This is a genomic window from Aminivibrio sp. (genome assembly GCF_016756745.1).
GTDB lineage: Bacteria > Synergistota > Synergistia > Synergistales > Aminobacteriaceae > Aminivibrio.
The window spans coordinates 39,511-59,384 of the sequence record NZ_JAESIH010000037.1 but is presented as its reverse complement, the minus strand read 5'-3'; the positions used below and the strand labels follow the sequence as shown (position 1 = coordinate 59,384).

Here is a 19,874-nt window from a genome sequence, read left to right as displayed (position 1 = left end):
TATGATTTTTTTCGGAAATAAAGATGCGGCCCGTAGATCGTCCAGGGGAAAAAGGAACAGAAGCGGTGGAAGCATCCTTTCCCTCTGGATCGAAGTGTTCGCTTTTCTCGTTCTTGCTTTTCTCCTCTACGTGCTGGCATCCATTTTTTCTCTCCGGACGGGAGCCTGGGGCGAAGAGATCAGGTTTTCTCTGCTGAGAAACTGGGGAGGAGCGGTCATCATCCCCGTTCTTTTCGGAGGATATCTCTGCGTCTCCTACCTTTTGAAGACGGGGGCCGGGGGTATTATCCGGCAGTTCCTGGGAACGGTCCTCCTGTTTTTCTGCTCGGCTCTCCTCTTTGGGCTGTTCCGGATGGCAGCTGTATTTCAGGGGGTGGCCGTCCTGTCCCCGGGATACTTGGGCGACGGCCTTGCCATTTTTTTCACCCGCAACATCGGGTCGCTTGGCACCCTGCTTCTTGGCGCCGCACTTTTGGTTCTTTCGGCCAGCCTCTACGGATTTTTCCAGCCCGCGGCGGTAATAAGGAAGGTTTCCCTGCTGGTGAAGACCATTTCGAGTGAAAAGTGGAAACGCATGCCCTTCCCGGCAGACGATGTTCGGGGGCCCTCTCCCGTTTCCGCTGAGCAGGAGATGGCTCCCGAAGCGTATCCTGAAGGGAACCGCACCTCCCGGCCATGGTCCTTCTCCTCTCCGGCCGAACAGGAAGAGTCCGGAATTATTCCTCCCCCCGGTGCCGAACGAACAGGGGAAGCCGCTTCTTTGCCCCAGGATGGGACTGAAGACCTGGCCGGCGACGACGACGATTTCTTTCTGCGGAAGCTCGGCAGGGAGACGGAGACAACCTCATCCGAGCCTCCCGCCGACAGGTTGCCTGTAGCTTTCGGCGGCGGGGAAGGAAGACCGTCCAATAATGAAGAAGAGACGGAAGAAAGAGAAGATGAGAGGGATCCCCATGCCCTTCCGGAGATTGAGTTCAACGAACTGGAAGGGACAGAGAAAAAGGTCCGGGGAGCCGCTTTCCCTCCTCCCCTGGATATTTTCGGGCCGAAGCAGCTTCTTGATTCCCAGGAGTCCAATGAAACGGTACGGGAACAGGCGGCTTCCATCATCGCTACCCTCGCCGATTTCGGCGTGAGCGCCGAGATGGCCGACGTGGTCATCGGCCCCACGGTCATCCAGTTCCAGATGCAGCTCGCTCCCGGAATAAAAGTCAGCAAGGTGGCCAGTCTGAGCAACGATCTGGCGGTTGCCCTGACCGTTCCCTCACTGCGGATTGAAGCGCCGATCCCGGGCAAGCCCTACGTAGGAGTGGAGATACCCAACCCGAAGAGACGGGGAATTTCCATCCGCACAATCCTGGAGTCCAAGATATTCCAGGATAACGAATACGACCTCCCTCTGCCCATGGGCGTGAGGGTTGATTCACGGCCCCTCGTGGTGGGTCTCGAGGATCTGCCCCACCTCCTGGTGGCCGGAACGACCGGGTCCGGAAAGAGCGTTTTCGTGACGAGCTGCATCACCGGGCTCTGTTCATACCGCTCGCCGGAGGAACTCCGGCTCATTCTGATCGACCCGAAGAGAGTGGAAATGAGCATGTACGAAAATCTTCCCCATGTGTTGGCCAAGCCGGTGGTCTCCCCTAAGAAGGCGGTTCAGGCCCTTGCCTGGGCTGTCCGGGAGATGGAGCACCGGTACGAGATCTTTGCCCGCGCCAGGGTAAGAAACCTGAAGTCCTACAACCAGTGCGTTCTGCCGAAAGCGCAGCTTCCGTACATAGTGATCGTGGTGGACGAACTGGCTGACCTCATGTTCACAGCCCAGAAGGAAGTGGAGGATTACATCTGCAGACTTGCCCAGATGGCCAGGGCGACTGGAATTCATCTTATCCTTGCCACCCAGCGTCCATCGGTGAACGTCATCACTGGACTCATCAAGGCGAACGTTCCTGCGAGGGTTGCCTTTACCCTTCCGTCCCAGACTGACTCCCGGACAATCATCGACATTTCCGGTGCGGAACGGCTCCTTGGGAAGGGAGACATGCTGTTTGTCAGTTCGAGATATCCGAGGCCTCTCAGGGTACAGTCGCCATTTATCGATGACGGGAAGAGCATTGAGATAATCAATTATCTCAGAAATGTCTTCGGAGATCCCGAGTACGTGGATATCGAAGACCAGGGAGGGGATGCCCCTTCAGGAGGCGACACCTCATACGCTGACGACCCTCTGCTTGAAGAGGCCGTGGACATCGTTCTGGGCACGGGCATAGCTTCGGCAAGCAGGCTGCAGCGCCAGCTGCGGGTCGGGTTCACCCGGGCCGCACGGCTGATCGACACCATGGAGCAGATAGGAATAGTGGGGCCACCGGAAGGGTCAAAGCCGAGAGAAATCATGGTGGACGACGAGCGGGCCAGGGAAATGCTCCGGTCCGCCTCCGGGCAGGGTGACTGACGTGGGGGAGATCGTCCTTCCAGGAGTCAGGGCGGCCGTCAGCGCCGATGTTTCCCGTGAGCCCCTGGTCATAGTCGCCGGCGGGAGAGAACCTTCTCCGCAGTGGCTCAGGGAGTTCCTTCCGGGAAAAGAGGTCTGGTGCGCCGATTCGGGACTCGTTCCCTGCATGAAGGCAGGGTTCACCCCTTCGAGGCTTCTCGGGGACGGTGACAGCACCCCGCCGGACCTCTGGGAGCAGGTCGCCTCGGCAGGCACAACAGTAGTCGAGTCTTTTCCCGCCGACAAGGATTTCACGGATCTCCAGCTCGCCTTCTTCCGGGCTGCCGGAGAAGGGCAGCGGACTGTCATTGTTTCCGGGTGCTGGGGGGGAAGATTCGATCACCTCTGGTCAGCAGTCCATTCCGCTCTCTGGGCGGCTGAGAGGAGAGTCAGGGTTCTTGCTTTTGCCGATCACCTGGAGGTTCTCTTTCTGGTTCACGGCGGGGAAAAATGGCAATTGGACGTCACGGACGAGAGATACTCCGTCCTTTCTCTTCTGCCTCTTGGAGGGGAATGCGGGGGTGTGTTTCTTGAAGGAACGAAATGGACCTTGGACGACGCCGAACTTGTTCCGTGGCAGCCTTTCGCCGTCAGCAACAGGCTGGTGGAAAAAGAAAAGCCCGGAATCTCCGTCAGAAAAGGGATTCTGGGCGTTTACCTCGGTTCAGGAGAAAAAGCGGGCTGATCAGACAGCCCGCTTCACTCTTCCGGCTTTGAGGCATCGTGTGCAGATCCTCATCCTGAGAGACTCGCCGCCGCCGACATCGGCTTTCACACTCCGGAGATTGACGAGCCACCGTCTGCGGGTGTGGCGGTTAGAATGGCTTACGGCGTTCCCGGTTACAGGGCCTCTTCCGCAGCATTCACATACTCTGGCCATGATTTCGCCCCCTTGTTGCGATATATTTCGATTAGGATTCGACCAAACGGAAGAATTCTAGCACAGAGGGGAGCAGGGAGCAAATACTTTTCAGCAGGAAAAAAAGAAATCAAACCTCAATCCGCAGGATTTTCAGGCAGAGGGAATGTCGCCGGGCACAGCGCCCGGGCCGAGAAACCGACACGGATGTCGGTTTCAGGTGCAGATTGTCGTCCGTGACAACTGCCCATGCGAGTCCCCGCGGCTTCCTGCGTTCGCCTGTTGCCTGCCTGTGAAACGGACATCCGTGCCGGAGTCTCTCCCCTCACCTCCCCCAGGGGATTCATCCGCAAAAAACGCCGAGTGGGATCTCTTCGCCCCTGGGGAGGGCGCCTTCACCTTATGCCCGGCGACACTCCCTCTGCCTTAAAAATTTGCTGATTTAGGAAGGTGCCTTTTTCTTTTCTCCAATGAACGATATACTGTAAACAGTCATACGACAGGTTCCGCAAAAGACGGAATAAAAAGGCACCCGTTCCTTTTGCGGTTATATGCTGGTGTGCATTCTCAACCGGTATTTCAGCCCGTTTTTGGTTATCCTTCAGGGAGGAGCGAGCATATGAAATTCAGCGAAAAAATGGCCGAGATCGAGACTATCGTCGGACGGCTTGAAAAGGAAGCCCTTCCCCTTGAAGAAGCTCTGGCGCTTTTCGAAAAGGGAGTGGCTCGGATCAGGGAGTGCCAGGCCTATCTCAGGGAGGCAAGGCAGAGAGTCACCCTTCTTTCCTCCGACGGAAAGGAAGTCCCTTTTTCCGGGGGTGCGGCGAACGAGGAGGACGGGGAATGAACGGATGTAGTTTCAATCTTCAGTTTGAACTCGCCAGGGATTTTGTTGAAACAAGCCTGGAAGATCTTTGCTCCCGTCCGATCTCCCTTGTTCCCCCGAGGCTTATGGAATCCATGGCTTATTCTCTCAGGGCGGGAGGGAAGCGACTGAGGCCCGTGCTCTGCATAAAGGCCGGAGAGATTTTCGGGCTCGAAAGGGAAAAAACGATTCCCCTCGCTCTCGCTCTCGAAATGATCCATACCGCGTCGCTTATTCACGACGACCTCCCGGCCATGGACAACGACACCCTAAGAAGGGGAAAACCAACCAATCACGTCCTTTTCGGCGACGCTCTCGCGATTCTCGCTGGGGATGCCCTTCTGGCCTGGGCTTTCGAGTATCCTCTTGCCGCTCTCCCCGGCCTGGGACTGCCCTATGACCGGATCTGCGGGGCCATGCACGTTCTGGCGAATGCCCTCGGTCCGGCGGGAATATGCGGAGGGCAGGTTCTCGATATTGACCGGCAGAGCATGGATGATTCCCCGGATTTTCCCTGGAAGGTTACCCGGCAAAAGACAGCGGCCCTTCTTCGGGCGTCGATCCTTTCAGGCGCGATCCTTGCGGGAGGCGACGAGGAATCCCTGGCGGCTCTGGGAACCTTCGGAGACCATCTCGGCTTCGCCTTCCAGATTGTGGATGACATCCTCGACGTTACGTCCACGGCGGAAGAGCTGGGGAAAACCCCCGGAAAGGACGAGTCGCAGAACAAGAAAACGTTTGTCGCCGTATACGGTCTACAGAAAGCCCGGGAGCTTGCGGCCGGCGAAAGCAGGCTCGCTTCAGCGGCCCTCGAAGGCGTTCGGGGCGAGACGGCATTTTTCTCCGATCTTTCGGATTATCTTTGTGAACGGACGAAGTGACATGGCGATTCTGGAAACGGTGAAAGACTATAGGGACCTCAAAGGGTTTTCGAGGGAGGAGATAAGTGCTCTTGCCGGCGAACTGCGGGGGCTGATCACGTCTGTCGTGATGAAAAACGGGGGGCACCTTGCATCTTCTCTTGGTGCGGTTGAAATCGTTCTCTCTCTTCTGCGTTCCTTTGACCCTGCGGAAGACCGCATCCTCTTCGACGTGGGTCACCAGGCCTATGCTTACAAGCTTCTCACCGGCAGACTTGATCGGTTTCATACCCTCAGGCAGTGGGGAGGGATAAGCGGTTTCCCGAGGAGGAGAGAAAGCCCTTTCGACCATTTTGACGCCGGCCACAGCAGCACCTCTCTCTCGGCTGCCCTGGGATACGCCAAGGCGAGGGATGTCCTGGGGCGGAAGCACCACGTGGTGGCCGTCATCGGCGATGCCTCCCTGCTCAATGGACTCGCCTTCGAAGCGCTGAATTATACCAAGGAATCCGGGACGAAAGTGATTTATGTTCTCAACGACAACACCATGTCCATCAGCCCCAGGGTGGGAGGCATGGCCACCCATCTGGCCCGCCTGAGCTCCAGTTCGGCCTACAACTGGCTCAAGAAGGCCATAAAGGATTCCTGCGCAACCCTTCCCCGGGGGCAGGCTCTCGAGAATGTCCTGGGTAAGATGAAGGACCATATCAAGACCATCGTCAAGCCCGTCAATATTTTTGACGAGATGGACATAAACTACTGGGGTCCCTTCGACGGACACAATACGGAAGAACTGGAAAACGCCTTCGAGCTGGCGAAAAAATACGATCGGCCGGTGCTTCTGCACGTCGTGACTGTCAAAGGAAAGGGATTTGTACAGGCAGAGAGGAATCCCACCGCTTTCCACGGAGTTTCTCCCGCTCGTCCGAAAGAACCGGGCGAAAATGGGGGGAAATCCTGGAGCGAAGCTGCCGCCGACATCGTCCTCGGTATGGCGGAAAAGGACAGCCGGATCGTCTGCCTCACGGCGGCCATGAAATGCGGGAGCCGGCTCGACGAGTTCGCATCCCGGTTTCCTGACAGGTTTTTCGATGTGGGAATCGCCGAAGGACACATGGTGACCATGGCGGCGGGATTGGCTGCGGGAGGACTGAGGCCTGTGGTTTTCGTCTATTCAACCTTCCTGCAGCGGGCCATGGACCAGGTGGTGCATGACGTCTGCATGCAGAATCTTCCAGTCATCTTCGCCGTGGACAGGGCAGGTCTGGTCGGCGAGGACGGCGAGACCCACCAGGGGCTTTTGGACATACCCTGGTCCAGGCCTGTCCCCAACCTTGTCATGACTGCTCCTCGAGACGAGGAATCCCTCCGGAATCTCTTCCTTTTCTCTGGAAAACAGAAGGGGCCTGTGATTATCCGCTTTCCCAGGGGGGCTGCCGTTCCCTGCCTGAAAAAACAATACTCCATATACTCCATGATAACGTCTCCCGATACGGACATGCTGAAGCCTGAAATACTCGAGACGGGAAGCGAGTGGGCCCTCATAGGTTACGGAAAGACAGTGGAGCTCATGCTCAGGGCGAGAGAAACGGCACGGTCCGCGGGGATTTCCCCCCTTCCAACGGTAGTGGATCTGAGATGCCTTAAACCCCTGCCCGAAAAAGAGCTGCGGGAACTCCTGGCTTCCCACTCTTTTGCCGTCGTGGCCGAGGACGGATACACCACGGGCGGCGCCGGAGAAGCCATAGCGGCTTTGGCCGGGGGCACATGGGAGGAGAACGCCGCTGCGGTTTCCGTGATGGGGGTACCTGATATCTTTGTTCCCCAAGGAACAATCCTGGAGCAGGAGGAATATTGCGGCCTCACTCCGGGGAAAGTGGTGAATCGTTTTGTCGAGTTCCAAAAAAGAGCGCATCGACAGGCTGCTCGTATCTAGGGGGCTCGTTGAGACGAGATCGAAAGCCCAGGCTCTCCTTTTGGCGGGGAAGGTCTTCGTGGGCGGTTCCCGGGTGGACAAGACAGGCACCCAGGTTCCGGCGGATGCCCGGATTGAAGTACGGGACGACGGGGAAAAATGGGTCAGCAGGGGAGCTCACAAACTTCTCCGGGGGCTGGATTCCTTTTCCGTTTCTCCTGTTGATTTGGTCTGCGTGGATATCGGGGCCTCCACCGGAGGGTTTACCCAGGTGCTTCTCGAAAGAGGGGCCCGGAAGGTGTATGCGGTGGACGTGGGTTACGGTCAGCTTGCATGGTCTCTGCGGAATGACGAAAGAGTCGTGGTCATGGAAAGGACCAATGCCCGGTCGCTCACCCCGGAAAATTTCCGGGAGCTCCCGGACCTCGCTGTGGCGGACGCGTCCTTTATTTCCCTGAAGCTCCTGATCCCCCCGATCCGGCTGGTACTCGCTTCCGAGGGGCAGGCCATCCTGCTGGTGAAACCCCAGTTCGAGGTCGGGAAAGGCCGGGTCGGAAAAGGGGGAGTGGTCAGAGCGAAGGACGACCACATAGCAGTTCTGAAAGATATTCTCTCCTTCTGCGAGGAGAACGGCGATTTTCACCCTGCGGGGCTGACATTTTCTCCCATTACCGGTCCCATGGGAAATATCGAGTATCTTCTCCACCTGGTCAGGACCAAAGGATCCGGCAGGACGCCGTCGCCGGAGGAAACAGTGGAAGAAGCCCATCATTTTTTCCGGAAGGAAGGATAGGCAATGGCGGATCCCCGCATCGGAATGCTCGTCAATACGCGAAAACCAGGAGCGCTCGCAATGGCCAGGTCCCTCATCGAATGGGGGAAGGCATCGGGAGTTTCCTTTCTGTTCCCCCCCCACGAGGCTTCTGTCCTGGGGATACAGGGGGTTGATGACGATGAGTGGAGAAGGGCCGTTTCCATAGCTGTCGTTATCGGGGGTGATGGAACCTTTCTCAGGGCGGCGAGATATGTTCTAGGTGCCTCCATCTCCCTCTACGGCATCAATCTGGGCCATCTCGGCTTTCTTGCGTCAGGCAAGGCCGAGGAAGCTGAAAAGGACCTTGAGGCTATCTTGCGGGGGGAGTATTCCCTTTCCTCCCACAGCGTTCTCGAGGGGAAAATCCGCAGGGACGGGAAAAACATCCACAGTCTTTTCGCCCTGAACGACCTTGTCCTGGCCAAGGGAGCCATGGCCAGGGTGATGCATATCGAGGTGAGTCTCGGCGACAAGGTGCTCAACACCCTTCCGGCCGACGGAATCATCGTCTCCACTCCCACTGGGTCCACCGCCTACGCCCTTTCAGCGGGAGGGCCCATCGTCCCTCCCCATATTCCCTGCATGATCATCGTTCCCATATGCGCCCATACTCTCTATACCCGGCCGGTGCTCGCCGGTGAGAACGACGTCATTACCATCACTCCGAAAGGAAACCACAGAGACCTCCTTCTCACCCAGGACGGGCAGCTTGGCTACGAAATCCTCCCCGGAGACAGCATACTCATCTCCCTGAACGGCGATAAGGCCGTCAGTGTGATCACCCTGCCCACGAGGAACTACTTCGATCTTCTCCAGGAGAAACTCCAGTGGGGAAGGGGTATCGTCACTTACGAAAAGGAGTGACCCCCACAGATGATCGAGGAAGTCACCATACGTAACGTCGGCGGAGTGGCTTCGGCAACCCTCAGGTTTGACCGGGGACTGACGGTGATCACCGGAGAAAGCGGGGCGGGGAAGAGCAGCCTTGTCCGTTCCCTGGAGCTTCTCGGAGGCAAAAGGAGCCAGTCGGCATTCCTCCGTTCCGGCGAGGAAGAAGGGTCCGTCGAAGCGGTGCTTGCAGGGATTTCCGCCGAAAGGGCCGGCGGCGCCTACATGGAAGAGGGAGACGGTTCCGTTCTTTTCGCCAGGAGAACCTTTTCCAGAAGCGGTAAAAATCGGACGTTCTTCCAGGGCAGGGCTGTCCCCCTTTCCACCTTTTCCGCTGTGATGAACGAAGAGATGCGTATCCAGAGCCAGTTTGCCCAGATCGAGCTGCTCGATCCGAAACGGCAGATGGAAATACTCGATTTCTGCGGAGGCGACGAAATTTCGGCTCTCAAAGAAGCCTTGTCCCGAACATTTACCGGTGCGGTGGAATGTGATCGCTCTCTGCGGGCTGCAAAGTCCCGGGAACTGGACCTGAAGACCCGCTTCCGGGACGGCGAGGCTATCCTCTCGGCGGCAAAGGGACTGAAACTTTCTCCGGGGTGCGAGGGGGCATGGGAATCGCAGATTCAAAATCTTTCTCTCCGGCTCGATACCCTCAAGAAATCAAGGGAAAACGTTCTGAAGATAACGGGAGGAGCGGCAGGGCAAGGTCTGCTCGATCTGCTGGAGTCAAGCGGCCTCGATTTGCTCCGTACCATCGAGGACGATGAAGGCAGGCTCGGAAAGCTGTTCAACGAAGGCCTGGAGCGGCTCCAGGTTTTTGCCAGGGAAGCGGCGAGGATGACTGCGGGACAGTCTATCGAAGAAATGGAGAAAGAAAGGGATCTCCTCGAGAAAAAAACAGGAATCCTGAGAAAGCTGAAACGAGCCACGGGAACGGCATCAGTAGAAGATTTCCTGTTTTGGTGCGAAGAGGCGAAAACCGCATCGGAGTGGATGAGGGAGCAGGAACGACTCTCTTCGGAGCTCACCGAAAAGGGCAGGGCGCTGCGGAAGGAGGCGGTCCGTCTTGCCGCCGAATTGCGGGCCCTCCGTGCTGAAGCAGCCTCAAAACTGGAAACGGAGGTCAACCGGCATCTCTCCGGTCTTGCCATGGAGGATTGCCGGTTCTCGGTTCGCCTTTCAGAGCTGGAAAAAATCAGGAGCACGGGAGCTGACGATGTTTCCTTCACCCTTTCAGCAGGGGGGAGAGGTGAAATCCCGGTGAACAAAACTGCATCAGGAGGAGAATTGAGCCGGATTCTTCTGGCCCTCCAGCTTTCTCTTCCCGCGACCTCCCTTCCTCCAACCCTGGTCTTTGACGAAGTCGAGGCGGGACTCGGGGGCAGGGCGGCTGTACTCGCCGGCTACAAGTTGCAGGATCTCTCCCGAAGATGCCAGGTCATCCTTGTGACCCACGAGGCGACGATTGCGGCACTGGCCGAACATCATTACGTGGTGAGGAAAAACGGAGAGTCGGTGGAGGCTGTCAGGCTTGGAGATGAGGAACGTGCCGCGGAAATCGCCAGGATGCTCTCCGGTGATTCCAGGCTTCCCGAAGCGATCGAACACGCGAAAAAACTGCTTTCCGGAAGGCTTGAGTCGTGATGTATCCCCCTTGGCCTCAATCCGCAAGTTTCCCAGGCAGAGGGAGTGTCGCCGGGCACAGCGCCCGGGGGAGAGAAACCGACACGGATGTCGGTTTCAGGTGCAGTTGTCAAGGACGACAATCTGCACCCCCCGCCCAAGCGAGCACTGGTGACACTCCCCGCTGAGGTGCGGATTTAGGGGTGGAAACGAAAATTGACATTCACTGAAGAACTTCGTATAATGCTACGGTTCGGTGTATATATCGCACGGGACAGGCTGTAAACCTTCGCAGGTGCCTGAATCCCGGCGAGAGGAGGAAAAGAATGTACGCTATAGTTGAAACAGGCGGCAAACAGTATCGGATCCAGGAGGGCGACCTGCTGAAGGTTGAATCTCTGGGGATTGCAGAGGGTGAATCCCTGGTACTTGACAAAGTCCTCTTCGTGGGCAGGGACGATGGAATTTCCGTAGGTACTCCTTATGTCCCGGGAGCATCCGTCAAGGCTTCGGTGGTTACCAACGGGAAAGACCGTAAGATACTCGTCTTCAAGTTCAAGAGCAAAAAGAATTACCGCCGCATGAGAGGTCACAGGCAGCATTTTACGGAGATTCGAATCGATTCCATCAATCCGGGAGCCTGAGTATGACGGAAATCTCCGTCGGCCTTAAGGATGGGAAAAAAGTCGCCCTGGTGGCGACAGGGCATACGGGGTTTTCCGAAAGAGGTTCCGATGTTGTCTGTGCAGGAGTATCAGCCCTTGTTCAGGCTTTGTTTTACGGGTTTCATGAAGTATTGAAGGAAAAAAACCTGCGGTCCGCCATTGATGCGAAAAAGGCAACAATGTCCCTTGACTGGAGCGCCTGCCTTTCTCCGGCCGGAAACGTCATTGCGGAGACCGTAATAGGCTCGCTGAAAGAAATTGCCCGGGTATATCCCGATCATGTCCGAATTCTGGAGGTGCACGTAAATGAATTGGGTTTTTGACCTGCAGTTCTTTGCCCACAAAAAGGGCCAGGGAAGCAGTACAAACGGAAGAGACAGCGAAGGCAAGCGCCTTGGCATCAAGAAATATGCAGGACAGCTTGTAAAGGCGGGAAACATTATCGTCCGGCAGAGGGGAACGAAGATTCACCCCGGCAAAAATGTCGGAATCGGCAAAGATGACACCATTTTCGCTACGAGCGCGGGTGTCGTCAACTTCGAGACGAAGGGAAGCCGGAAGTTCGTTTCAGTAGTGCTTGACTTGGCCGAATAGGCCCGTCTTTTGAATACCGAAAAAAAAAGAACAGCATCAGAGGGCCTTTGCTTCTTTCCGCATTGCCGGGAAACGTCATCTGTTTCCCGGCAATGCGGAAAGGTCGACCGGGCCCTTTTTTCAATTTGGGAAAACAGAAGGGAATAGTGGGGTTCACCCGGTGATGATATGAAATTTGTTGATTTCGTTAAAATAGAGGTGTCCGGAGGACGGGGAGGAAACGGCTGCCTGAGTTTCCGAAGAGAAAAATTCATACCGAAAGGCGGACCTGACGGTGCAGACGGAGGGAAAGGCGGAGACGTCATTCTGGAAGCTGCCCCGGGGACGCTGACTCTGGCCGACTTCGAATATGAGAAAAAATTCAAGGCGGGTCACGGCCGGCCTGGCAGGGGAGGGTTGAAATCCGGGGCTGCAGGAGAAGACCGGATCATTTCCGTTCCCTGCGGGACCATTGTCTATGACGACGATACCGGAGAAATTATTGCCGACCTGGTTGACCCCGGAGAGAGAGTCATAATAGCACGAGGTGGGAGGCCGGGGAGAGGGAACGCCCATTTTGCCAACTCGGTGAGAAAAACCCCCCGTTTCGCTGAAAAGGGAGACGAAGGAGAAGAGAAGCGGCTTCTCCTTGAATTGAAGCTTATTGCTGACGTGGGACTTGTAGGTTTTCCAAATGCGGGAAAATCGAGCCTTCTGGCCGCTATATCCACGGCAAAACCCAAAATTGCGGGCTATCCCTTCACAACTCTTTCACCGAACCTCGGCGTGCTGTCCGTGGACGACCAGAAAATAGTGATTGCCGACGTTCCCGGTCTCATCGAGGGAGCCCACGAGAACAAGGGTCTCGGAGTGTATTTTCTCCGGCATATCGAAAGAACCCGGTTTCTCGTTCACGTCCTTGATCTCGCTTCCGGATCTCCCGGGGAAGTTCTTGAGCAGTGGAGAGTGGTCAGGGAAGAGTTTCGTGCCTATAATGCCATGGCCGGTGATCGCCTTCCCGGGGAAAAAAGGGAAGATCTTCTCTCCCGCCCATACATTGTGGTGGGAAACAAGATAGATCTGCCTGAGGCCGGAGATGCGGACCGTGAAGTCCGGAACTTCATGAAACAGCGAGGCATTCCATACTTTACAGTCAGTGCCATGACAGGAGAAGGCATCGACAAAATCATCCCCGCCATCGTTTCGCTTGCGCGGGAAAATGCACGTCCTGCGGGAACAACCAGGCTGGTTGTCGCCGAAACGCCGGTACCGCTGCGGCAGAGAAGGAAAAAGGAACCGGCTTCCGTCATCAGGCTTCAGGACGGAGCAGGCTTCAGGGTGGTCCACGAAGGGCTCGAGAAAATATTGCTGCGATATGACTTTGAGCATGAGGACGCCATCCTCAAATTTGCCCGGCTTGTCCGGAGATTCAGGATTGAGGAACTCTTGGAAGAAAACGGCGCCCAAAAAGGTGATAAAGTGTATATAGGAGACCTTGAATTCGATTTTGAACCTGACAGGGTCATGGAGTAACGGCTGACCACGGAAGGAATGACGGCCTTGCACGAAAGAGCCCGAAAATCACAGAGAAAAATTGGGATCATGGGCGGAACCTTCGACCCGATCCATTTCGGGCATCTTCTCGCTGCCGAGGAAAGCAGAACAGCCCTGGACCTGGACGAAGTCATATTTATACCCGCAGGAGATCCCGCCCATAAAAGGGTACGGAAGACGGCCTCGCCGGAGGACAGGTACGTGATGACCCTCCTCACAACACTGGGAAATCCGAAGTTTACCCCTTCGAGAATCGAGATCGACCGCAAGGAACCGAGCCATACGGTGGACACCCTGAGGGAAATGAGGCACTGGTACGCCCCTGAGAAGGTTGAGTTCTACTTTATAACGGGGCTGGATGCGGTGCTTGGAATCACCACGTGGAAAGAGCATGAGGCCCTTCCCGGCCTTTGCAGAATTGTGGCAGTCAACAGGCCGGGATATGTTCCCCAGAAGCTAGAAGCGCTGCCGATGGAAATGCGGAGTGCCATTATCCCCCTGGAGATACCTCTTCTTTCCATCTCCAGCACGGAAATCCGCCAGAGGATAGAGCAGGGGAGAAGTATAAAGTATCTTCTTCCCGAGGCGGTGGAACAGTACATCTACAAAAAGGGGCTCTACAGGAGAAAGTTGGAGGTTTGACTCAATGAAAATACTGAAAATCGCCGCCATCCTTCTGCTTGCCGTTTCAGCCGCATTCGCGGGAGCGGCCATGCGTGTCAGGACCTTCGTCGATCCGAAACCGCAGACCATCAAGGAATCCATATCATTCACGGAGGCTTCCGGAACGGTAAACATACTTCTCATAGGGATCGATGACGTGGACGGAGGAAGGCGGGCCGATGCCATCGCCTTTGCCGCCATCGATATCGACCGCAAGATCGTCAGGGTAATGTCGATACCGAGGGATACCCGGGTCCAGATCCCCGGAAAGGGCTGGGACAAGATCAATCACGCTTACGCCTACGGCGGTGTGGAAAAGCTTCGGGAAACCGTGGTCAACTTTTTGGGCCTTCCCGTAAACTACTATGTCCTGGTGAACTATGATACCTTTCCTTCCATCATTGATCTCATCGGCGGCGTGGAAGTGGACGTGGAACGACGAATGGTCTACAACGATTACGCCGGAAAGCTTTTCATTAACATCCCGAAGGGACTCCAGAAGCTTGACGGAAAAACAGCCCTTCACTATGTTCGTTTTCGCCATGACGCCCTGGGAGATATCGGAAGGGTAAAACGGCAGCAGGAATTCCTAAAGGCGGTCCTGAAAAAGCTCCAGACACCCGCCATGATACCAAAGATTCCCGAACTTGCCCAGAAAGCCGTTGAAATGCTGAACTCGGACATGACCCCGGCCCAAGCTCTGCAGCTTGCTTCCTACCTGGCCGACCTGTCCGGAGAGGATCTTCATTTCTTTACTCTTCCTGGAAAAGCCGCATATATTTCAAACCTCAGCTACTGGATAGGGGACACTACTGAGGCTTCCGCCATGCTCACCGGGCTTCCCGAAAAACAGACCGGGGAAACCTCTTCCGGCGGCCAGGATCCGATGGGGCAGCAAGTTTCCTCTCCGGACAGGGCCGTTGATGTCGAATCCCTTATAGCATCGGTGACCACACCTATTTCCGTGCTCAACGGGGCAGGTGTGTCAGGACTCGGAAAGGAAGTCGCCACAGCGCTCCAGAAAATCGGCGTCGACGTGGTGCACATAGGGAACGCAAAACATTTTGATTACCGGACGACCAGTATCCAGGTACCTGAAAAAGGGGCCGAGGCGGTCCAGAAGACAGCCCAGGCACTCGGAGAAATAGCGGGTGTGGGCAGGAACCTTATTTCAAAGAGTTCCGCCGTGCCCCATGTTACAATCATCATCGGGAAGGACAGCGAAAAAGTGCTGCAGCGGCTTGGCGGCCTTGCCCGTCAGTAAGGCAGGACAAACATCGTCTGCATAAACAAAAAGGAGAAGGTGAAAGATTGAAAAACGGAAACCGTCTCAGGGAATTTGAATACCTGTACAACGCCCTTGCTGACAAAAGGGGGCTCGATATCGTGGCCATGGATATGGAGGGAGCGGCCGCCATTTCGGATACATTCGTACTTGTCACGGCCAATTCTGAAATCCATATGGGCACCCTCAGGGATGCGGCTCTCGAGGCATTACATTCAAAAGGTCTCCAGTCCACGGTGGAAGGATATGACAGTTCCCGGTGGCGTCTTATAGATGCGGGCGACGTGGTGGTTCATATCTTCAGCAGGGCCGGAAGAGACCATTACAAGCTGGAAAAACTGTGGGGAGACGCACCGACCTTTCACTTTACCTACGAAGACTGAAATAACAACCAAACGCAGTCGCCCTCCCTCCGCACATTTTTCACCCCTAGGGAGGGGATTGCCGGGCGCATAAGGTGAAGGCGCCCTCCCCAGCAGGGGTGAAGAGATTATCCCCTGAGGGGAGGAGAAACCGACACGGGCGAACGCAGGGATCCGCGGGACTCGTTTGAGCCGTTGTCACTCCCCGGCAATCTGCACCCCCGGCCCAAGCGGTCCCGTCCCCGGCGACATTTCCGCTGGGGTGCGGATTGCCGGGCCGCCGGATTTTTCCCGGGGGTGCGTTTTTATCGAAGAAGATAATGTCCTATAATATATCTTATGTTACGTTGTATGGATTTCCGGGCCGATGCTTTATCCTTCAGAGATTTTTCTGTAGTTTTCGTAAATGGCCAAAAAAGAGTCCACTTTCAGGGACGCACCGCCCACCAGCGCACCGTGAATATCAGGCCTTGAAAGAAGATCCCCCGCATTCGAATCCTTGACGCTTCCTCCGTACAGCACAGGAATCCGTGACCCGCCGCCGAAAGCCTCAAAGGCCAGTTTTGCCGCAAAGGCACAGACATCTTGGGCGTCATCAGGGCTTGCGTTTTTCCCCGTTCCGATAGCCCAAACCGGTTCGTAGGCAAGGATGAGGTCCTGGGCATGTTCCCCAGGTACGGACTGAAAGGCTGAACGAAGCTGATTTTGTACCACCTGGATCGTTTCCCCGTCTTCCCGTTCCTCGAGGGTTTCCCCAAAACAAAGGACAGCCTTCAGGCCTACGTCCAGGGCCTTCCTGAGTTTTTTTGCCACGATTTCATCGCTTTCTCCAAATATGTGACGACGTTCACTATGACCCACGAGGACGTGAGAGCAGCCGGCGGATCGGACCATATCCATGGACACGGCACCGGTGAACGCTCCTCTGTCCTCGAAATAACCATCCTGGGCCCCTGTCGATACGGGGACTTCCGTGAGTGCCTTCAGGACGGACGGGATCGTCAGGTAGGGGGGGAAAAGGCAGATGTGCACGAGATCGCTTCCATACAGCATGCTTCCGCTTATCCGGTCCGCCAGGGAACGGCAAAATGCCTCCCCCTCTTCGGGGAGCATGTTCATCTTCCAGTTTCCGTAGAGATAGATTTTTTTCATGTCCGGTCTCCTCGTGAAATAATTTTTTACTTGTCCGCCAGCAGCGGTAGTATTCCTGGAAGCTGTCTGCCTTCGCAGAATTCAAGACTCGCTCCCCCGCCGGTGGACACATGGGATACTTCCTGGTCGAATCCGAGCTGTTTCGCCGCGGAAGCGGTATCACCTCCGCCGACAACCGTAAGACCGCCGTTTTTTGTGCACTTGGCGACACCTTTCGACACAATCCGAGTTCCCCCGGCAAAGAGTGGATTTTCGAATACCCCCATGGGACCGTTCCAGAGAACTGTTTTGGCTGCCTCCGCCCTTGCAGCGAAGAGCTCCGCCGTCTTCGGACCAATGTCGAGTCCCATGAGTCCCTCAGGAATCTCGTCGGCAGGAACGATCCGCTCTCCCTGGGTCATGTCGAGGGAAGCGCCGGCGACCACGTCGACGGGAAGGAGTATTTCGACACCCCTCCGGGCGGCTTTTTCCATCATTTCAAGAGCAAAATCGACCTTCTCGGCCTCGAAAAGGGACCGCCCGATATTGGCTCCGCCGGCCTTCAGAAAAGTAAAGGCCATACCTCCACCGATAAGGATCGACGTCGCCTTGTCCATGAGATGCTCCACCACCCCGATTTTGTCGGAGACTTTCGCACCCCCGAGGATGAGAACAAAGGGTTTTTTCGGATTCTCGATCACTGCCGTGAGCATGTTGACCTCCCTTTCGAGCAGAAAACCGGCAAAGGAGGGAAGAATGTCCATGATGGCGCTCGTGGAGGCGTCTGCCCTGTGGGAGGCGCTGAAGGCGTCCATGACGAAGACGTCAAAGGGGGCCGACAGGGATTTGGCGAACTTGGCGTCGTTCTCCTGTTCTTCCGGATGATACCGGAGGTTTTCCAGCAGCAGAAGGGTTCCAGGCGCAAGGGAGGCAAGGGCTGTTTCTACCTCCGGTCCGATGCACTCGCCGCAGAAACTCACAGGATGATTCAGCACCTTTTCCGCTACGGGCGCAACGTGGGAGAGGGACATTTCAGCCACTCTTTTTCCCTTCGGCCTGCCGAGGTGAGAGCAGAGTGCTACCCTGGCGTTTGCTTTCAGAAGCGCTGAAATGGTATCTCTGTGAGCCAGAATCCTCGTGATGTCCCCTACTTCTCCGTTTTTGAGAGGAACGTTGAAATCGACCCGGAGCAATACTTTTTTTTCTGCAACATCTTGGTGAGAAAAAACACGCAGTTTCATGGAATATCTTCCTCCTTCGTTATCTGGTGTTCATTTTGTGTTCCTTTTGCCGCTCACTGAAGCTGGACCCATTACCTGTTCGAGTTTTTTCCAGCGGTACAGAACTGTACTTTTACTGATGGGAGGAGACTGCATTTTGCCCAGTTCCTCGAGGGTCACGCTTGGATTGGCGACCCTTGATTTTACAAGATTTTTGAGCACTTCCGGCAGGGATTCGAAGCCGGGTGCCGAAACAGCTGCCCGGGCGATTTCAAGCTGCTTCGTGGCGGCATCGAGGGACTTGCGGATATTCGAAGAGTCGCAGTTTACCAGCATATTGGCTCTGTTTCTCATGGAACGGACAATGGCCTTTTCCTCCATGCGGAGCGACGTTTTCACAAGGCCGAAACCCGCGAGGAGGGTGACGATTTCCTCCTGGTTGCGGAGGGTGATTTCATGCTTGCCCTGTATATACCTCCGGCCGAAAGAGAAGCCGCATTTTTTCAGCATGGCGGCCGCAGTGTGTTCCGTTTCCCTGGAGGGAATCCTGAAACTTAGGTAATAGCCGCTTCTGGGTATGTAGAGGGCTCCGCAGCTTCCCCACAGTCCGCGAAGCCAGTCAGGCCGCTTCCTGTCGAAGCCCGCCATCTCCTCCGTCCGGTCGTGGCGCAGAAATGTGAGCCTTTCAGGAAGGCGGAGAAATACCTTCCCCTTGAGGGATCGGGGAATGTTCAGGAGGGATGGGAAATCGTGGATGAAGCCAAGTTCCCCTTCTCCCCACAGCCTGATCAGTCTGCGGAAAATCCACAGTCTGCCGCTTGAAAGCCGTAACTCGCTTTCACTGCCTCCGGAAGCGGCCATTCCCTGGAGTATGCCGCGGATTTCCCTGACGGCCTCTGCCCTGTTCTTCGGCGGGGCTGTCAGCCATTCATCCCACATGAAAGAAGACAGCGTCTTCCCGATATTGAGGTTGGCCAAGGAGATCAATCCTCTTTCAGTTCACGGCAAAGACGGATCAGGAGATGGGAGAGGGCCTGTCCGTCATGCCTGAGAAGGGAACCGTCGATGATCTGCACGAAATTGCCTTCAAGGAGAAGGCAACCCATGTCTTCCAGTTTTTCCCTGTCCCTGTCAGTTGCCACAAGGGGAACCGCTCCCTCCTTTCCGTACTTTTCCATGATATGGGGAGGAATTTTGCCGGTATTGGCGATGACATAATCAGGGGGTATGCCCATGGTTGACGCTATCCACCCGACGTGATCGGCAAGAGAAAAGCCGTCCGTCTCCCCCGGCTGGGTCATGAGATTGCAGATGTACACCTTCGGGACGGCGGTGTTTCTCAGTCGTTCCGCTACCTTTGAAACGAGGAGGTTCGGGATGACGCTGGTGAAAAGGCTTCCCGGTCCAAGGGCGATTATTTCCGCTTCCTCAATGGCCCTCAGAACGTCAGCGACAGGACGGGCATCGAGGGGCTCGAGCCAGATTTTCCTGATCTCGCTCCCGTGCTCGGAAATGGAAAGTTCCCCCCTGATTCTCTCCCCACCTGCGGTTTCAGCGACGAGAGATACGGCCTCCGTTGTCACGGGGAGGACTCTTCCCCGTATGGCGAGAAGATTGTTCATCTCTTCGACCGCCCGGCGGAAGTCACCATACTGCTCCGATATGGCCAGAAGCATGAGGTTTCCAAGGCTGTGACCGGCAAGGGCCCCCCTGTCGAAACGGAAATCGAGAAGACGCCTCAGGGCGCTGTCGTTTTCAGCCAGCGCCACGATGCAGTTCCTGACATCTCCAGGCGGAAGGACTCCCCATTCCTCCCGCAGCCTTCCCGAGCTTCCTCCCTCATCGGTGACGGTGACGACCGCAACGATATTCCTGGTAAAGCTCTTGAGTCCTCGCAGGAGGGTTGAAAGGCCCGTTCCGCCGCCGAGGGCTGCCACATAGGGGCCCATGGAGAGCCTGTATTCCACGGCCCTTGAAATGGCAGCCTTTTTTTTTCTCGATGAGCCGTAGAATGAGGGAAATTCCGACCGTTCCCTGAAGCGCAGCAGAACGGCCATAATCAGGGCCGTCACTAATCCGAGGATGTAGGCCAGTATGCTGTTCATG

20 protein-coding genes are annotated in these 19,874 nt (G+C 56.0%); 15 read left to right on the top strand and 5 right to left on the bottom strand.

The genetic code is table 11. The annotated features are described in order from the left end of the window. Position 1 precedes the first annotated feature (1 nt). Both JMJ95_RS04560 and JMJ95_RS04555 read left to right on the top strand, forming a co-directional pair. The gene (locus JMJ95_RS04560) at positions 2–2,449 is read left to right on the top strand and encodes a DNA translocase FtsK (protein WP_290683096.1); all 2,448 of its coding nucleotides are present in this window, start codon (positions 2–4) and stop codon (positions 2,447–2,449) included. Beyond that, positions 2,442–3,173, top strand: a complete 732-nt coding sequence (locus JMJ95_RS04555; protein ID WP_290683094.1) for a thiamine diphosphokinase — start codon at positions 2,442–2,444, stop codon at positions 3,171–3,173. Before JMJ95_RS04560 ends, JMJ95_RS04555 begins: the two co-directional genes overlap by 8 nt. Here JMJ95_RS04555 and rpmB read toward each other — a convergent pair whose 3' ends face one another. Next, complete coding sequence (gene rpmB / locus JMJ95_RS04550; protein ID WP_290683092.1) at positions 3,174–3,368, bottom strand: 50S ribosomal protein L28; 195 nt, start codon at positions 3,366–3,368, stop codon at positions 3,174–3,176. Positions 3,369–3,966: 598 nt separating this feature from the next. On the opposite strand from rpmB, the gene xseB reads away from it, so the two are divergent. From xseB to rsfS, 13 genes are all read left to right on the top strand, one after another. After that, the gene (xseB, locus tag JMJ95_RS04545; RefSeq protein ID WP_290683090.1) at positions 3,967–4,194 is read left to right on the top strand and encodes an exodeoxyribonuclease VII small subunit; all 228 of its coding nucleotides are present in this window, start codon (positions 3,967–3,969) and stop codon (positions 4,192–4,194) included. Beyond that, complete coding sequence (locus JMJ95_RS04540) at positions 4,191–5,093, top strand: polyprenyl synthetase family protein (RefSeq protein ID WP_290683088.1); 903 nt, start codon at positions 4,191–4,193, stop codon at positions 5,091–5,093. Before xseB ends, JMJ95_RS04540 begins: the two co-directional genes overlap by 4 nt. A gap of 1 nt (position 5,094) precedes the next feature. Then, on the top strand, positions 5,095–7,008 hold the full coding sequence (dxs, locus tag JMJ95_RS04535) for a 1-deoxy-D-xylulose-5-phosphate synthase (protein WP_290683086.1): 1,914 nt from the start codon (positions 5,095–5,097) through the stop codon (positions 7,006–7,008). Then, positions 6,962–7,780 carry a TlyA family RNA methyltransferase gene (locus JMJ95_RS04530; RefSeq protein ID WP_290683084.1) on the top strand — a complete coding sequence of 273 codons (819 nt, stop codon included), beginning with the start codon at positions 6,962–6,964 and terminating at the stop codon, positions 7,778–7,780. The genes dxs and JMJ95_RS04530 overlap by 47 nt, the downstream gene beginning before the upstream one ends. A 3-nt stretch (positions 7,781–7,783) precedes the next feature. After that, on the top strand, positions 7,784–8,665 hold the full coding sequence (locus tag JMJ95_RS04525; RefSeq protein ID WP_290683082.1) for an NAD(+)/NADH kinase: 882 nt from the start codon (positions 7,784–7,786) through the stop codon (positions 8,663–8,665). A gap of 9 nt (positions 8,666–8,674) precedes the next feature. Then, the gene (locus tag JMJ95_RS04520) at positions 8,675–10,336 is read left to right on the top strand and encodes an AAA family ATPase (protein ID WP_290683080.1); all 1,662 of its coding nucleotides are present in this window, start codon (positions 8,675–8,677) and stop codon (positions 10,334–10,336) included. 305 nt (positions 10,337–10,641) lie between these two features. After that, entirely contained in the window at positions 10,642–10,959 is a 318-nt protein-coding gene (gene rplU / locus JMJ95_RS04515; protein ID WP_290683078.1) for a 50S ribosomal protein L21, read from the top strand. Positions 10,960–10,961: 2 nt separating this feature from the next. Then, positions 10,962–11,303: a ribosomal-processing cysteine protease Prp gene (locus JMJ95_RS04510; RefSeq protein WP_290683076.1), complete on the top strand. Its 342-nt coding sequence runs from the start codon at positions 10,962–10,964 to the stop codon at positions 11,301–11,303. Further along, positions 11,287–11,574 (top strand): 50S ribosomal protein L27, encoded by a 288-nt coding sequence (gene rpmA, locus JMJ95_RS04505; protein WP_290683074.1) that lies wholly within the window; start codon positions 11,287–11,289, stop codon positions 11,572–11,574. Before JMJ95_RS04510 ends, rpmA begins: the two co-directional genes overlap by 17 nt. A 168-nt stretch (positions 11,575–11,742) precedes the next feature. Further along, on the top strand, positions 11,743–13,086 hold the full coding sequence (gene obgE, locus JMJ95_RS04500) for a GTPase ObgE (protein WP_290683072.1): 1,344 nt from the start codon (positions 11,743–11,745) through the stop codon (positions 13,084–13,086). 18 nt (positions 13,087–13,104) lie between these two features. Continuing rightward, the gene (gene nadD, locus JMJ95_RS04495; protein ID WP_290683070.1) at positions 13,105–13,749 is read left to right on the top strand and encodes a nicotinate-nucleotide adenylyltransferase; all 645 of its coding nucleotides are present in this window, start codon (positions 13,105–13,107) and stop codon (positions 13,747–13,749) included. A gap of 4 nt (positions 13,750–13,753) precedes the next feature. Beyond that, positions 13,754–15,034, top strand: coding sequence for an LCP family protein (locus tag JMJ95_RS04490; protein ID WP_290683068.1), 1,281 nt, complete (start codon positions 13,754–13,756; stop codon positions 15,032–15,034). Between the two features lie 47 nt (positions 15,035–15,081). Then, positions 15,082–15,438, top strand: coding sequence for a ribosome silencing factor (gene rsfS, locus JMJ95_RS04485; protein WP_290683066.1), 357 nt, complete (start codon positions 15,082–15,084; stop codon positions 15,436–15,438). Positions 15,439–15,789: 351 nt separating this feature from the next. Here the strand turns inward: rsfS and tpiA are convergent, their stop codons facing one another. Genes tpiA through yvcK form a run of 4 tightly spaced genes read right to left on the bottom strand, consistent with a single transcriptional unit; the run spans position 15,790 to position 19,873 of the window. After that, complete coding sequence (tpiA, locus tag JMJ95_RS04480) at positions 15,790–16,569, bottom strand: triose-phosphate isomerase (RefSeq protein ID WP_290683064.1); 780 nt, start codon at positions 16,567–16,569, stop codon at positions 15,790–15,792. Between the two features lie 26 nt (positions 16,570–16,595). After that, complete coding sequence (gene pgk / locus JMJ95_RS04475; RefSeq protein ID WP_290683062.1) at positions 16,596–17,789, bottom strand: phosphoglycerate kinase; 1,194 nt, start codon at positions 17,787–17,789, stop codon at positions 16,596–16,598. A 30-nt stretch (positions 17,790–17,819) separates the two neighbouring features. Further along, the gene (gene whiA / locus JMJ95_RS04470; RefSeq protein WP_290683060.1) at positions 17,820–18,746 is read right to left on the bottom strand and encodes a DNA-binding protein WhiA; all 927 of its coding nucleotides are present in this window, start codon (positions 18,744–18,746) and stop codon (positions 17,820–17,822) included. Between the two features lie 5 nt (positions 18,747–18,751). Then, positions 18,752–19,873 (bottom strand): uridine diphosphate-N-acetylglucosamine-binding protein YvcK, encoded by a 1,122-nt coding sequence (yvcK, locus tag JMJ95_RS04465; protein ID WP_290683058.1) that lies wholly within the window; start codon positions 19,871–19,873, stop codon positions 18,752–18,754. Position 19,874 lies beyond the last annotated feature (1 nt).

What these genes read in the sequence shown, in the direction of transcription:
- JMJ95_RS04560 (WP_290683096.1), top strand. Translation starts at nt 2, where the DNA reads ATGATTTTTTTCGGAAATAAAGATGCGGCCCGTAGATCGTCCAGGGGA.
- rpmB (WP_290683092.1), bottom strand. Translation starts at nt 3,368, where the DNA reads ATGGCCAGAGTATGTGAATGCTGCGGAAGAGGCCCTGTAACCGGGAAC.
- xseB (WP_290683090.1), top strand. Translation starts at nt 3,967, where the DNA reads ATGAAATTCAGCGAAAAAATGGCCGAGATCGAGACTATCGTCGGACGG.
- JMJ95_RS04540 (WP_290683088.1), top strand. Translation starts at nt 4,191, where the DNA reads ATGAACGGATGTAGTTTCAATCTTCAGTTTGAACTCGCCAGGGATTTT.
- dxs (WP_290683086.1), top strand. Translation starts at nt 5,095, where the DNA reads ATGGCGATTCTGGAAACGGTGAAAGACTATAGGGACCTCAAAGGGTTT.
- JMJ95_RS04525 (WP_290683082.1), top strand. Translation starts at nt 7,784, where the DNA reads ATGGCGGATCCCCGCATCGGAATGCTCGTCAATACGCGAAAACCAGGA.
- JMJ95_RS04520 (WP_290683080.1), top strand. Translation starts at nt 8,675, where the DNA reads ATGATCGAGGAAGTCACCATACGTAACGTCGGCGGAGTGGCTTCGGCA.
- rplU (WP_290683078.1), top strand. Translation starts at nt 10,642, where the DNA reads ATGTACGCTATAGTTGAAACAGGCGGCAAACAGTATCGGATCCAGGAG.
- JMJ95_RS04510 (WP_290683076.1), top strand. Translation starts at nt 10,962, where the DNA reads ATGACGGAAATCTCCGTCGGCCTTAAGGATGGGAAAAAAGTCGCCCTG.
- rpmA (WP_290683074.1), top strand. Translation starts at nt 11,287, where the DNA reads ATGAATTGGGTTTTTGACCTGCAGTTCTTTGCCCACAAAAAGGGCCAG.
- obgE (WP_290683072.1), top strand. Translation starts at nt 11,743, where the DNA reads ATGAAATTTGTTGATTTCGTTAAAATAGAGGTGTCCGGAGGACGGGGA.
- nadD (WP_290683070.1), top strand. Translation starts at nt 13,105, where the DNA reads ATGACGGCCTTGCACGAAAGAGCCCGAAAATCACAGAGAAAAATTGGG.
- JMJ95_RS04490 (WP_290683068.1), top strand. Translation starts at nt 13,754, where the DNA reads ATGAAAATACTGAAAATCGCCGCCATCCTTCTGCTTGCCGTTTCAGCC.
- tpiA (WP_290683064.1), bottom strand. Translation starts at nt 16,569, where the DNA reads ATGAAAAAAATCTATCTCTACGGAAACTGGAAGATGAACATGCTCCCC.
- pgk (WP_290683062.1), bottom strand. Translation starts at nt 17,789, where the DNA reads ATGAAACTGCGTGTTTTTTCTCACCAAGATGTTGCAGAAAAAAAAGTA.
- yvcK (WP_290683058.1), bottom strand. Translation starts at nt 19,873, where the DNA reads ATGAACAGCATACTGGCCTACATCCTCGGATTAGTGACGGCCCTGATT.